Here is a 13,258-nt window from a genome sequence, read left to right on the forward strand (position 1 = left end):
TCGTACACTGAAATCCAGTGACTGCCAGCGTCAATAGGGGGTACGTGTGGGGGGCCAAGCGCCGCTATCCTCTGGATCGGTGGATCTGTACCCCCAGCCCCCAGCTCTTCTCGACGAAATTCATGCCCTTAACTGATGCTGCCTGCCGAAACGCGACGTGCCCGCCCGAGCGAAAGCAGGCTCGGTATGCCGACTCCGGCGGCCTCTACCTCGAAGTCTCTGCTTCAGGTTCCCGTCGGTGGTTCTGGAAATTCAGGATCGAGGGTGTTGAGAAGAAGTTTGCACTCGGTGCCTATCCCGGCGTAGGGCTGGCTGCGGCGCGTAAGGCGCGTGACGTTGCCAAGGCGCAGAAGGCGGCCGGAATCAACCCCATCCAAGCCAGACAGGTCGTCAAGCTCAAATCTGCGGTGAACACAGGCGACACCTTTCGCGAGACCGCGCTTGAATGGTACGAAAAGCATCGTGCGCGCTGGAGCAGTCACTACGCCATTCGCGAAAAACGCAACCTGGAGAAGGATCTTTTTCCGCACTTCGCGGTTCGCCGCATTGGCGAGATCGAACCCATCGAGTTGCTAGCAGCACTGCGCCGGGTTGAGGAGCGGGGGGCGCTCGACGTGGCCGGGCGGGTCCTCATGACTTCGCGGGCCGTATGGCGCTATGCCGTGGCGACGGCTCGCGCGCCGCGTGATATCACCGCTGACCTCAAGGGGGCCCTAACCCCCCATAAGACGCGCCACTTTGCGGCCATCACAGAACCAGCGAAGCTAGGAGAGCTAATCCGCATTATCCGAGCGTATCAAGGCGGGCACATCGTGCGTACGGCTTTGCAATTGGCTCCTATGCTCTTCCAACGTCCGAACGAGCTTAGGGGTGCCGCTTGGGCGGAGTTTGATCTCGACAATGCCTTGTGGACCGTGCCAGCTGCGCGGATGAAGCGGCGTATCGAGGGCAAGGAAAACGGAGATCCTCATTTGGTCCCGCTTTCTACCCAGGCGGTGGAATTGTTGCGAAAACTGTACCCCCTCACCGGTTACAGCACACTGGTTTTTCCGGGCGAGCGCAGTCACGACCGCCCAATCTCGGACAATACCCTTCGCGCCGCTCTTCTGACCCTGGGGTATGGGCCAGACGTCCAAACCGTCCATGGCTTCAGGGCCACGGCGCGGACTTTGCTTGCTGAAGTGTTGGAGGTCGACCCCCTGGTGATCGAGGCGCAGTTGGCACATGCAGTGAAAGATGCCAACGGAAGGGCTTACAACCGCACCCAGTACCTCAAGCAGCGCACGCTAATGATGCAGCGCTGGGCTGACTACCTCGACGAGCTGTGCCGACACGAGCTCACGACTACTCGGAAGTCAGCGTCAGGCCAGATCGAGCCTGCAACCGGAGGGGGTATGGCCAGCGTAGTGCGTGATTTTTTGAAGGCTAGAGAAGGGGAACGCGTTGCGCAGGGCTCTGGTCATGGTGTTCCGCTGCCTATAGAGAAGCAGGAAGTTCCGCAGCCTATAGAGAAACCGGAAGGCCGAGAAAGTATGGCCCAACTCTTTGCCCAAGCGGTGGCCGAACTTCGTTCAAAATGAACTGCACTCATAAGCCTAGAAAGCGCCGCCCATGAATTTCGAAAACTATTTTGAAATCTGCGCCGGACATGTGAAAAGTTGGGTCGAGAATTTTGCAGAACTTCACCCGAAATTGATCTCTATTGATTTACGAATGCAAGCTGGCTATGCGCAGCGAACGCTAGGGTTTGAGAAAGGAGATCAGATTCCTTTGCTCGAAAATCTTCCAAAAGGAGAAGTCGAAGAGGTCTGGGCCTCTGTTGTTAGAAATATCGATTTTGCAAAATCGAAAAAGCAGGCGGGTGAAGAATTGTCTGCTTGGTCTGCGCTGATGCAGGCTTCTAGATTGTTTGGCCGTTTGGAGCCAATTGAAGACTATGAAGTGATTCCGGCGGAAGCCGATGAATTGGATTCTCGCCTTAAAGTCAAAGCTGTCCAACTCTTCGCATCGCTGGCTCCTTCGGACGGCTGGCAAAGCTATAGCCGGGCGTGTGAAGAAATTCACCCTGTCTTAGTTGATTTTTATGAAGAAATCACAAAAAAAGAAATGCCCGATCTCAACTTGATCGGGCATTTTAAAAGATGGAAAAAAGATGGAGTTTTTTCCGCAGCATTTGATGGTCATACTGCCGCTATGATAGCGAGCCGGAGGGCCGACGTTAAGCGTTTTCGCTAGCTAACAAGAGCTTCGGTTTTGGGCATGTTCCCTTTGCCGAAGCATCGCATGCCTTGGAGGTGGAGCCGAACAAGGTCATCGCCTTTCGTCAAGTAAGCGCACATCAGTTTTATGCCCTCCCACTTCTCAGGCGTTTTCTCTTTGCTAAACATTCCAATTCCACAAGACTTGTAGTGTTCCTTGTAAGCGTTGCAGTTGAAATAGGTGCCGCTGCCCTTGGTAATTTCATTTTTCCAATATTCGCCAATGATTCGTACAATCGAAATGTCGGACTTCAATTCTCGACCGTTGAAGATTAGCATTAGATGGTAGTGGAATCCGCGCCGCACCCCAAATTCAAGCTTCCAAGCGAATCCGAGGAGTTTTTCTCCAAAACGCTTCTTGATGAATTCGAAAAGAAGTTTGTAACTCTCTTTGAGGATTTGAGCTTGGCGAAGATTGCTTGCCTGATAAAAAAGTGAGGCGTCTCTCTTTGCTCCTAGGTCACACCTGCAGATCAGCAGTCGGCCATTCGTTTCGCTGTGTCGGCGGACATACTTAAGGAGTTGTTGGTTGTTTTTTCTTGAGCTTCGGAAAAAGTCGTTGCATTCCTTAATGAATTTTTTAGAACTTGCGAGTTCCCGGAGTTCATTGATGCAATTGTTGAGGCTATCGGAAAATTTGCCAGCTTGCTCTTCGGAATCAAAAATCAGTCCGGGGTTCGCTTCGATGATAGCCTGCATCGGTTCGGCGGCATGCTTCCAGAAAAGCTTGAAATAGGGATTCAGTCGCTGGGCTAGAAAATGCTTTTGAACAATATGAGCGGTCGACAAGCTTGAGAGAAAGAATCGGCCTGTCGGGTTGGTTTTCAATCGAAATTCATGAGATGAGATTTTTCGGGTGTGAAAAAGTGGATTTTTGGTTTTCGTAATAAGCTTGACGTGGGCAATTAGATGATAGAGAAGCCGGAGGCTTTCTTTCTCTGCGAAATCTTCAAAGCTCTTATAGTGTCCGGCCCCAAGGCTCTCGTTGTCCTTGTCCTCGTCCCCGCCGTCGCAATCGATCTGCGGGGTGGGCTTGACTAATACGGCTTTTCCCTTCGATTCCCCTTCGATCACGTCAAGATTGCTTGGATAATCTTCGTCTTTGCGCTCCAAAAAATCGCTGCGTGCTTTCGCTGCCAAAAAAGAAAAAACCTCGTTGCGACGTCGTTGAAGCTGTCTCAGCTCGACCCAGGATTTGGGTCGCTGCTTGGGTAATGTTGAATTCAAAATGTTCATAAAAAGAGGGCTTGCGCCCTCCTTGCTCACTCTTGAATTTAGTTGATGGTGTTGATGTGATCAGTTAGCGAGGTGACTCTCTCTGCAAGGCAAGGTGGTGTGCCGATGCTTGAACATCGGCATCGCTTGACTTCCTTATTCTGGGTTTGTTTGAGGTGACGTGTAATGAGATGGTTGGTATATTAAATACTCCACACCGGAACATTGCCGGATAGCCAGGAAGTCCTCTATTTAGGAGGTCACGGACCAGGCAAATTCCCGCTTTTGTAGAGGTCAGTACAAAAAAAGTTAGTGCTCAGAATTCGCCACTCCTCCGTTCAGGCGGCGGCGAGTTTGCTTTCGATGTAGGCGTCGAGGTGGTGTTCCAAGACCCCCATGGCGCGTGCGCCGAGGGTCACCCGTTTCGGAAACAGGGGGTCTTTGCGCATGAGTTCGTAACCTTTGCTACGCGAGATGCCGAGGCGCTTCCAGACCTCTTTCATGCGCAGCACCTTGGCGTGCTGCAGTGGGGGGGTAGACATGGTCGTGAGATTCCTTGGTTTGCCCGCGCCCTATGCGCAGGGTTCTCTTGAAGTCTCGTAGGCAGATCAGTTTGAAGCGACACGGTAGACGCGTGAAAAAAGATTGCCTCGCTCTCTTGACATGTATTCGCCGTTGTGGTTGAAAATAATTGCGCTTGCAAGAAGATCGCCTGTTGCGGCCTTCTGTCCAGGGTTGTCGAACTATGTTCAAAAAGTTAGTTCTCCCGAGCACGACTTAGATCCTCGGGGAGCAGCCCGGCCCCTTTACAGCAGAACGCCCGGCGAAACGGTTGTGTACTGCGATTCCGTGCTTCGGTTTAACAAGGACAGACGGCGAGAAGATCGTCGAGTCACGACTGATTTTGTTGCATAAAAGCAACGTCGACAACTCGGAGGGAGGCTCAGGAATGGAGTCGTCCTGCCCGTGCATTGCATCGATTTTTCGAAAAGCGATACAGACGCCGTACGGCGCCATGGTCTTCGCCGATTCCTTGCTTATCCGGCGCCTGCCGTCTCGAGGAGTGTCTCTGGTCGCACCTTGAGTAACTGTGGAAGTTTTGGAAGAGTTGACTAGCGAACGGGCCGGGCCGAGGACGTGCAATTCTTTTGGCAGAGATGCGGTCCATGCGCTGGTGTTTTTCAATCTTGGCTTAGGCGTTCGTCGAGATTTAGGAAATGCATTAGGGATGCAAGCCATGACATCTCGAAAACTCAAACCCAGATTTTCTCAGCCCTATATAACGTATGGGAGATTGAGAGTAAGCGCGTAGCGCCACTCGACTTTCTAGTACGGAGTTGCCGTCGCCCAGTTCAGCTCTTACAACCTAACGGAGGCAAGCCACACAACTCGTCTCCGCAGTTCAACAAATATGACATGAATCTAAATCAGACTGAAGTCGATTCCACGCAGCAATTTGCCTGCACTCGGTTCAAGCCGCCGGACAGACGCGTGAATATTATTTACGTTGAGCCCCGCGATTCGAAAGGATCGCGGGGCTTCTCACATCTGAAGCCGGGAAATCGCGATGAGCGGTCGACGCCCTGAAAAAAGCAAAGCTTCTCAACCCCCAGGACTCTCTGGAACAGATGCTGCCGTCGCACTCGGCTTGAGTCCCTTCAAGTCGCCCGTTCGGTTGTGGATGGAAATGACCGGCCGTCGCGAAATGCTTCCTGCAGGCGGCGTTCCAAGCTCGCATCAAGCGTCGGGAGACTATTGGGCGCACGTCCTCGAGACCGTCCTCAGCGCGCACTATCGACTGAGAGCCGGATGCAAGCTTCGCCCCGCGCGACAAACGACACACCCAAAGCATTCCTGGATGCTTGGCGGCGGTGCTCAATCGGTATGTGGTTCGACGGACCTTCAGTTGCTTTTGTGCATCGCCGCGGGTCTCCCGGAGGCGGCTCACTGGAGCGGTGAGATGCCTCTGTACGTCAGGGCCCGCGCGCTTCACGAACTGGTCGTCGCCTCCGCTCGAACGCTCGACGTCATGGTTCTCGTCGGCGGACGTGATCTGCAAGTCCACCGCGTCCATAGCACCGCCGAAGCAGCGGAAGAACTGTTGGCTCAGGAGCATGCGTTCTGGCAGTGCGTCCAATCGCAGCGACCCCCGCCTGTCGATCTTGCGATTGACCCGAGACTACTGCTTACCTTGCCGATCGAGCGACTGGATCGCGCGTATGCCGCGCTAGACCCCACTCACTGAATTCAGTTCTCGCTTCCGTCGACTTCCCATCCAAATCCTTCCCGGCCCGCTTTTGCGGGCCTTTTTGTTTGCATCGTTTCTATCGAAAGGAGTTTTCAAGTGGATCTATCGTTTTCTCTCAAGTGTTGGTTGGCTGCCGTCGGCCATTTCCTCGGTGCGCTCCGGGCTTTCGGAGGGTGATGTGGGGACGCTAGTCATTCGCGGCACAAAGCAGCAAGTGGTTCGCGACACGCTGCAGGATCTGCAAGCCTGTGCGTCGGTCCTCGCTTCCAGGGTGATCGGCAACCGACTGTGGTACCTGGCGCGCATGGAAGGCGCAGACGGCTCGACAACCACCTGGATTGGCCTGTCGCTCATCGAGAGTCGCCGTGGCGAGGTCTTCGTCAAGAGCATGGACGAGAGCAGCGGACCGTTCTACTACGACTGTCCGCTGGCGTTCCTGTCTCAGGCAGACGCACCCATTGGGCCGTACGCGGCCGCCTGGCGCGAGCAAGTTAGAGCCTTCCATGCGGCTCGACTTGCTCGCCGTGCGGCGGTTCGCGCGGGAGCGCGTGTTCAGTACGGCACGCAGGTGTTTGTGCTGGTGCGCAGTTTGCGGCGTAGCGGCTGGAGGGTGCGCCGCGAGAGCGATGGCGTGAGCTTTCGCATGTCGAGCCGACAGCTTGCCAAGGCAGAGCTTCTTCCTGCAGAAGGGCCACATGCGCCACCGAAGGAGCAGGTGCGGCATCAAGCGCAGCGTGCCGAAGGCGAGCGCGTTCTATGAGCATGGAGCTCCAGACCGTCGTGTTCATCGCCCAGGTACGAATCCACGACGCGAAGGCCCTTCAGGCAGCCGCAGCCGAGCGTGCAGGTCTGGATGGCTTGAGCGCGCACGCCTGGACGGCCATGCGCTCGGGCTGCGGCGACGACGTCGTCATGCTCCTGGACCCCGGGAGCATCACTGGCGCCGGCTTCGAGATTGTCCAGTCTCGATGCGAAGTGCTGGCGCATGGTGCTGGCGCTGCGGATGGGGGACCGGCAGCGTGAACCGTGAACAGATGACCAATGTCGAGTTCGTCGTGGATCTGATGGAGCACTCGCAACACGGCGCGCTGATTCAGGCGTTCGTTTTGCAGGCGATACAGGTCTACGCAAGCTCGGTCGCCAAGAAATCCCCCGCGGAGCTGGACACCCCACTGGTTGCCGGCGCCGCCTGGCACGGCTGCGCGATGGAGCTGTGCAGCAAGTTGAACGGCTATCTCGGGCGTTGAACGCGCCCAGCCCCCTTTCCCCAACGCGCATTCCCCGATGACAGCAGGCTCCGCGCGCGGGGTCTGCTTGTCGTCGGGCCTATGCCGCAACCCTCTATCAACAAACATGAATTTCAACATCGAGAGCATGACTGGCCAGGAGCGCGACGCGTTCTGGGTCGCAAATTTGCGGGCAGCCAGGAAGATGCTAGATGCGCTCGCCCCCGAAGCGGTGCAGCTGGACCACTGGAGGCGCCCCGGCGATCCCTCCGCCTGCTTCGGCGGCTGGCTCCCCACGGATCCGTACTTCCAGAGCCTCGGCGTGACGGCGAATTCGGTTCTGGGCTACCCGCAGCTTTCGGGTCACAACGACTGGATCGAGCACTTCGACGTCGCCATGATCCTGTTCGGCGATGAGCGCATGTTCTTCGCGCGCGACTGGAGCTGGGACGAGTTCGAGGCCGACTTGAGCCATACGGACCATCAAGTCGTCCTGCATCGCATCAGCAACCGCCTGCACAAGCTGGGCGAGGAGAACTGAGGAATGAAGTTCTCTCGCCACATCGTCATCCACGACCGGCTCGGTATCGCACACCGTGTGGTGGTCTATGTACGCCGCAGACGTGCTCTGCCGAGCGACTGCTGACGAGCGCCCCCGGGCGTTCCGTACACCTTCCTCGGGTCGCTATCCGCGCGCTTGCCCTTGTGGCAATCCCGCTGGGCCTCTCGCCGTGATCTCGCCGCGGCATATCTCTTCCAGCGGCACCAACATCCCAACCCAGGAGTACTGCTCATGCGCAGTGGCATCGCCGTGCGCGGTGACCCGGATCGTCCGGGCATCTTCACGCCATCCCAAGCAATCCCAACCCCTCTCACATACCACTTCACCCGCATCAGCAGGAACGCCAAGACGGGCCCCATGCCTGTCACGACGACCAGCAAGAATTCCTGTCCGTCGAGCTGCAGCTACCGCACAGGCGGCTGCTACGCCAACGGCGGGCCGCTCGCCCTCCACTGGCATGCCGTCAGCGAAGGGCACCGAGGCGGCTCCTTCGAAGAACTGCTCGAGGATGTCGCAACCGTCCGGCGCGGCGCCTTGTGGCGACACAACCAGGCCGGCGATTTGACGCCAACCTCGACGGGCGAGCTGGACGTCCCGCTCCTGGACATGCTGGTGCAGGCGAACAAAGGTCGTCGGGGCTTCACCTACACGCACTATGAGCCACGCGGTGCGAATCGCGAGGCGCTGCGTCGTGCGAACAACGATGGGTTCACGGTGAACCTGAGCGCCGAGACCCTCCGTCAGGCTGACAGCTACGTGTCGACCGGGTGCGCGCCGGTGGTCGTCGCGTTGCCTTCGAACGCGCGCCAGTCCTTGCGCACGCCCAAAGGTCGCCTCGTGGTGGTGTGCCCAGCGGTTCTCGGCGACACGGATTGCCTCAACTGTGGACTGTGCCAGCGTGGCGACCGCAGCGTCATCGTGGGGCTTCCCGCGCATGGTGGTGGGGCGCGTCGCGTCGAGCAGATCTTCCTCGAGGAGGGCGCGGCGTGAGCAATGCCAAGCAGCACCCTGTTGTGGCGGGTGGCAAGGTTTGCGCCGAAGCGAAAGAGGGGGCCCGCGGATCTTGTGCCGGAGGCCTCGGCGTCAACGACCTGCTCGATGATGCTTTTCTGGCGTCAGTGGACAGAGGAGTGCTCGCGCTCAAGCAAGAGGACCCCTTTCGGCTGCGCCAAGCGCCTTACGCGATCGAGGAAGACATTCGTTACGACCGATCGGCTCTCATCCATCAAGACCGCCCCCAGGCCTGGCGCTAGCGTGGGGCGTGCGGCGCCGTCCAGGGCATGCAAGCGAAGCGCCCGGGTCCACGTTGACCGCATGGCGATGTCATGCGCCGGCTGGAAATGCCATCCAGCACATGGCCGGTACGGCGCTCTTCGAAGAACGCCCGTCGCTTGCCTCGGCTTCCCACTTCGACCCCTCCCTCACCGAGTCGCGCACCGCGGTGCGGTGAACGACTCGGCCTTCATCCATGGAAAGTGAACATTCTTTTGACCCCAACTTCGACTCGACCGAGGACGACTATCGCGCGGGCGCGTTCGCTGGCGAGTGCTGTCCGAGCTGCAAGTCGCCGCAAGTCTGCGAGCGAGAGCTCGGCAAACGCGTCGGTGCCTTGATCGGCACTCTGGCCGGCATCGTCAGTGGCGTCTGCGGCGCTGTGCTCAGCAGCGCCTTGGACGACGACCGGCTGGGGGCTGCTGTCGCCATCCCCGGTGCGTCCTGGCTCGGGCCTGTCTCGTCAGCCGTTCTTGGCGGCATCAGCGGCGGGGTTGCTGGCTGCCGAGTCGGCTCATCGCTCGGAGCAGCCATCGACGCCTCCGTCCTCCACAACCGCCGCTGCAAGAACTGTGGGCACAGCTTTTCTGTGCCTACGTTTTAAGCAGACGGTTTGTTCAACCACCAACTTCACATCAAGGAAATCTATCAATCATGTCGACTACTCTGAAATCCATCGTGCTCAACGAGCAGGCCGGGCGGCAGCGTCCCGGCCATGTGCTCGAACCCCACCAATCCGTTGACGCCTGGGTTCAGAAGGCCGGGATGGACTGGACCATCAAGGAAGCGCCCGTGCAGTTCATGACCGGGCAGGGCGAAGCGACACAGTCCCTGCAGGCCTATGAATCGCAGAAGGTGCTCTACCGCAGCGATTCCAAACTGCCGCTGTCGGTCGTGAGCAGCCGCTACCAGGTCGTTCAGCCGCTGGAAGTGCTGGAGTTCTACCGGGATCTGACCGAGATCTCCGGCTATGAGCTCGAGACGGCGGGTGTCCTGAAGGGCGGGCGCAAGTTCTGGGCGCTGGCGCGCACAGGACGAGAGGCGGTCCTGAAGGGCAGCGATCTCGTTCGTGGTTACCTGCTGCTGGCGACGTCGTGCGATGGGTCAATCGCCACCATCGCGACGCCGACAACCATCCGTGTGGCCTGCGAGAACTCACTCACCGCAGCCCTGGGAGCCGCTCAAGGGGCCGTCAAGGTGTCCCACAGCACGGCCTTCGACGCTGACGCGGTCAAGCGTGAACTCGGCGTCGCGGTCGCCGGCTGGGACGAGTTCATGTTCCGCATGCGCATCCTTGCCGATCGTAAGGTGAAGGCGAGTGAGGCCTCGAACTTCTTCCTGAAGGTCCTGTGCAATGCTGCCTGGGATTCGCCTGCTGACCAGAAGCTGCAGAACGAGCGGGCGCTGAAGAAAGTGCAGGCCTTGTTCGATGGGCAGGGCAGGGGAGCGGAGCTGTCCTCGGCGAAGAACACCGCCTGGGGGTTGCTCAACGCGGTGACCGAGTTCGTGGACCACGAGCGCAGGGCCCGGGACGCTGACTACCGGCTGGATAGCGCCTGGTTCGGCCAAGGGGCGGCATTGAAGGAGCGTGCGTTGAAGGCTGCGCTGGAGCTTGCGTCATGAGCCCGTTCGACCTTACGGCACAAAGCCCCGGCGACCGAAAGGAGCCGGGGTTTTGCTTTTGGGATGGCCTGCCTCAACGAGGGCGCAGTGGGAGAAACCATGTTTGTGAGCGCTAGTCCCCTCGAATACCTCTTTGCCTATGCGCTCGTCGTTCTCTTTGGGATGGCGGTGGGTTTTCTGCTAGGCCGGCGGGGCCTTCTTGGTTGCTAAACGGTGAAGCACTTTTCGCTAATCAGCGCGCAGTTTTCGCCGAGAGAGATCTTTGGAGGCAGCTACGGCGCCTTATGAAACCGCTGCTTACGGCGTTGTTCGAGTGGCCGGGCATTTCCTCATGGTCGTCCCTGCTCTAGGCGCTCAGTCAAAGTTTCGACGATGCCCAGCACCATCGTTCGATCAGGCCCGCTGAGCTTGGACAACAGCCGCGCAAGCTGGCTCGCCTGGTCGGTGGCGCGCGAACTGGTTTCCGTCAGTAAATCGGCGATATCACAGTCAAAAATGTCGGCCAGCTCCCCGAGCCGCACGACAGTGGGCAGCGCCAGTCCGCGCTCGATGCGGGACATTGCCTCTACACCGATCCCCAAACGCTCGGCCACCCGCTCTTGCGTGAGGTGGCTAGCGATCCGGCGCTTAGCGATGGCCCGACCGACTACAGCTGCGAGTTGCTTTTCCTCTTCCGGCATAGGCCCTCCATTTCCAACTGGAATGGTTGGGTACCAACTCAACGAGAGGAAGGTCTTAAAAAGTTGACTATCAACCTAAAAGGTTGTTTATAGTTCGGCTACGTATCAAAACATTTTTCGAGCCGTTTCTCCCCGCCCACCTTCATGGGCTGATGGTCGCTGGGCGGCACTGACTCTATTTATCAACCAAACCTTCAAAGCTCATGGGCTCGTTGAACATCTATCACCTCCTCATCTTGATCGGTCTCGCCGTCCCGCCAGTCCTCGGCTGGCGCGTCGCCAAGAAGCTCGGCTACCACGGCGCCTGGGGCCTTCTGGCCTGGACCCTGTGCATTCCCTGGGCCGGCATCCTGGTGTTGGGCGTTCTGGCCTTCATCAGGCTGCCCGCGCGAGCGGCAGTTGGACGCGACTCCGCCTCTGCAGCGGTGCAGCACACCACGCTCTAGAAGCTGGTTGCGAGGAAGCACGGCCGACGGGGTCATCCCTCGAGGTCTTCGATCCCCTGCGCTACGCAACCCGCGCGGGGACGGTGCTTTTATCAATCCAACCTACCAAGGCCCCGTATGACACCCAACCATGTCGCGGTCTGCACGGCGCTCGTCGCCTACGCCATCACCTTCGCCGCCTTGGCACAGGCGAGCGATCCTCTCACCAACCCCGATGCGGTGCCGCACCACATCGATCGTTCGGCCATGGACATCCAGATCCAGGGCTGGAGCAGAGACATGCGCTTTCCGGTCTACCCGATCCGGGTGCAAGCCGGCGCGAGCGGCGTGTACTACACGACCAACGAGAACGTGCGTAGCTACAAGGAGTTCGACTTCGACGAGCTTCGCTGCGAGATCGGCGATGCCGATCCTGCGGTTCTTCGACTGCCTGGCTACAGCTGCGCCGATGGCGTGTGCATCACGGCAGAAGGCGCCGTGCTCGGCACAGACCCGCGTCGCCGCAGCCGCGGCAAGCCGCGGTGCTGACATGCGTGGCCTTTCACCAACAACTTCATTCGACGGGCTCGACCCATGATTTCCACTAGAACACTCAAGTTGCTCAGCATCGTCCTGGGCATCACCATGCTCGCGGCTTGCGGCGACAGCAAAATCTCCGCCGTCAAGGACTCCCGTCTTCAGGGGGCCGAGTTCACGTTTGGCGAAAACCTCGACAAGATCAAGGAGTGCAAGAGCACCGACTGGTCCAGCGAGCTCGTAAACAACGTCACCATCGTCACGCACACCTGCAAGGTGAAGGTGGATGAGGCGTTGGTCGAGTCGGCAAAAAAAGCGGAGCTCGAGGCTTTGAAGGTCCATGCACGCCTGGAAGAAGGGTCAGCAGGGATCTATGTGCGCGGGATGCAGACCGTGCATGTGGGTGCGCTGCGTACTCAAGAGCTGCAGTTAGCCCAGCTTGCAATGAGAGTGGCGGATGCGGACCGGCAGGTCAGCGCCGTCGCAAACTCCAAGTACTCCCGCTTCATCTCGCTGAGCGGCACCGCCTTGCGAGGTGGTGAGGCTCCCCCGGACCCTGCAGCATGGGAGGTCAAGCAAGCGGAGAATCTCGCCCAGGCCAACGCGGCACGAGAGAAGGTACTCGCAGAAGTCGATGCAGAAAAGCGGAAGCTCCAGCTCGATGTCGATGAGGCGTTCAAGGCGGTTGGCCTAGCGCTCGGTTGGCAGGACAAGTACAAGGAAGCCGTGGAGCAGACCCGCTCGGAAGTGGCGAAGGAGGTGGAGGCCTACTATGCCAAGGACCATTCCACGGAGGTCAGGACCTCCTTTCGCTATCGCGAGGGTGCCGGTGCGGAGCTCGTGAGATCCGCGCTTTTCATCGACGACCAGGAAGGGCGGGAAGGAATGGCCGTCTATCTTTGGGATCCGAAGCGGATGCGGGAGTACCTGACCTATTTTGCGAACAAGGGCTTCTTGAGAGGCGTGAATGAGTTGTTCGACAGTCGTTTTCCGATCGAGAGGGACGGATTGAGCGGCTTCAAGTACAAGGGGCAGGCAGCCGCCAACTAGGGTCGCTTTTATTCTCCCTTAGATCAGAGACTTTCATTTATCCGAAGGCAAGCCAAACCCGGCTTGCCTTCTTTTTTTGTTTCAGTTCAGCGGTCTTGTCATTCGAGGTAAGCGTCCGGTGAACTCGCCTTGACGGCGATGTCGACGATCAGCTCTGCCGCC

General features: G+C 58.5%; 17 protein-coding genes and 1 pseudogene. 15 read left to right on the top strand and 3 right to left on the bottom strand.

Annotated features, from left to right (window positions below):
- Positions 1 to 122: 122 nt before the first annotated feature.
- A complete protein-coding gene (locus tag ACODT0_RS13535) occupies positions 123 to 1,580 on the top strand; it encodes a tyrosine-type recombinase/integrase (RefSeq protein ID WP_365957848.1) in 1,458 nt (485 codons plus the stop codon).
- Positions 1,581 to 1,611: 31 nt separating this feature from the next.
- Positions 1,612 to 2,235: a hypothetical protein gene (locus ACODT0_RS13540; RefSeq protein WP_296726135.1), complete on the top strand. Its 624-nt coding sequence runs from the start codon at positions 1,612 to 1,614 to the stop codon at positions 2,233 to 2,235.
- Here the strand turns inward: ACODT0_RS13540 and ACODT0_RS13545 are convergent.
- Positions 2,232 to 3,524: a YagK/YfjJ domain-containing protein gene (locus ACODT0_RS13545; protein WP_296726132.1), complete on the bottom strand. Its 1,293-nt coding sequence runs from the start codon at positions 3,522 to 3,524 to the stop codon at positions 2,232 to 2,234. The genes ACODT0_RS13540 and ACODT0_RS13545 overlap by 4 nt on opposite strands.
- Positions 3,525 to 3,811: 287 nt before the next feature.
- On the bottom strand, positions 3,812 to 4,015 hold the full coding sequence (locus ACODT0_RS13550; protein WP_296726130.1) for a helix-turn-helix transcriptional regulator: 204 nt from the start codon (positions 4,013 to 4,015) through the stop codon (positions 3,812 to 3,814).
- Between the two features lie 1,025 nt (positions 4,016 to 5,040).
- Here ACODT0_RS13550 and ACODT0_RS13555 point away from each other — a divergent pair.
- From ACODT0_RS13555 to ACODT0_RS13600, 10 genes and pseudogenes are all read left to right on the top strand, one after another.
- A pseudogene (locus ACODT0_RS13555) lies at positions 5,041 to 5,328 on the top strand (YqaJ viral recombinase family protein); the annotation flags it as partial.
- 105 nt (positions 5,329 to 5,433) lie between these two features.
- Entirely contained in the window at positions 5,434 to 5,718 is a 285-nt protein-coding gene (locus ACODT0_RS13560) for a hypothetical protein (protein WP_296726123.1), read from the top strand.
- Between the two features lie 52 nt (positions 5,719 to 5,770).
- The gene (locus ACODT0_RS13565; RefSeq protein ID WP_296726119.1) at positions 5,771 to 6,481 is read left to right on the top strand and encodes a hypothetical protein; all 711 of its coding nucleotides are present in this window, start codon (positions 5,771 to 5,773) and stop codon (positions 6,479 to 6,481) included.
- A complete protein-coding gene (locus ACODT0_RS13570; protein WP_296726115.1) occupies positions 6,478 to 6,744 on the top strand; it encodes a hypothetical protein in 267 nt (88 codons plus the stop codon). Before ACODT0_RS13565 ends, ACODT0_RS13570 begins: the two co-directional genes overlap by 4 nt.
- A complete protein-coding gene (locus ACODT0_RS13575) occupies positions 6,741 to 6,968 on the top strand; it encodes a hypothetical protein (RefSeq protein ID WP_398501857.1) in 228 nt (75 codons plus the stop codon). The genes ACODT0_RS13570 and ACODT0_RS13575 overlap by 4 nt, the downstream gene beginning before the upstream one ends.
- 106 nt (positions 6,969 to 7,074) lie before the next feature.
- Positions 7,075 to 7,488 (top strand): hypothetical protein, encoded by a 414-nt coding sequence (locus tag ACODT0_RS13580; RefSeq protein WP_296731937.1) that lies wholly within the window; start codon positions 7,075 to 7,077, stop codon positions 7,486 to 7,488.
- Positions 7,489 to 7,740: 252 nt separating this feature from the next.
- Complete coding sequence (locus ACODT0_RS13585; protein ID WP_296731934.1) at positions 7,741 to 8,499, top strand: DUF7227 family protein; 759 nt, start codon at positions 7,741 to 7,743, stop codon at positions 8,497 to 8,499.
- Positions 8,496 to 8,762, top strand: a complete 267-nt coding sequence (locus ACODT0_RS13590; protein ID WP_296731932.1) for a hypothetical protein — start codon at positions 8,496 to 8,498, stop codon at positions 8,760 to 8,762. The genes ACODT0_RS13585 and ACODT0_RS13590 overlap by 4 nt, the downstream gene beginning before the upstream one ends.
- A 215-nt stretch (positions 8,763 to 8,977) precedes the next feature.
- Positions 8,978 to 9,385 (top strand): hypothetical protein, encoded by a 408-nt coding sequence (locus ACODT0_RS13595; RefSeq protein WP_296731929.1) that lies wholly within the window; start codon positions 8,978 to 8,980, stop codon positions 9,383 to 9,385.
- 50 nt (positions 9,386 to 9,435) lie between these two features.
- On the top strand, positions 9,436 to 10,404 hold the full coding sequence (locus tag ACODT0_RS13600; protein WP_296731926.1) for a DUF932 domain-containing protein: 969 nt from the start codon (positions 9,436 to 9,438) through the stop codon (positions 10,402 to 10,404).
- A gap of 329 nt (positions 10,405 to 10,733) precedes the next feature.
- Here ACODT0_RS13600 and ACODT0_RS13605 read toward each other — a convergent pair whose 3' ends face one another.
- Positions 10,734 to 11,084, bottom strand: coding sequence for a helix-turn-helix domain-containing protein (locus ACODT0_RS13605; protein WP_296731923.1), 351 nt, complete (start codon positions 11,082 to 11,084; stop codon positions 10,734 to 10,736).
- 203 nt (positions 11,085 to 11,287) lie between these two features.
- Between ACODT0_RS13605 and ACODT0_RS13610 the strand changes: the two genes are divergently transcribed.
- From ACODT0_RS13610 to ACODT0_RS13620, 3 genes are all read left to right on the top strand, one after another.
- Complete coding sequence (locus ACODT0_RS13610) at positions 11,288 to 11,530, top strand: hypothetical protein (protein ID WP_296731921.1); 243 nt, start codon at positions 11,288 to 11,290, stop codon at positions 11,528 to 11,530.
- Positions 11,531 to 11,647: 117 nt separating this feature from the next.
- On the top strand, positions 11,648 to 12,058 hold the full coding sequence (locus tag ACODT0_RS13615; protein WP_296731918.1) for a hypothetical protein: 411 nt from the start codon (positions 11,648 to 11,650) through the stop codon (positions 12,056 to 12,058).
- A 69-nt stretch (positions 12,059 to 12,127) separates the two neighbouring features.
- Positions 12,128 to 13,096, top strand: coding sequence for a hypothetical protein (locus tag ACODT0_RS13620; RefSeq protein WP_296731914.1), 969 nt, complete (start codon positions 12,128 to 12,130; stop codon positions 13,094 to 13,096).
- Positions 13,097 to 13,258 lie beyond the last annotated feature (162 nt).

This window comes from Variovorax sp. FG153, assembly GCF_057809595.1.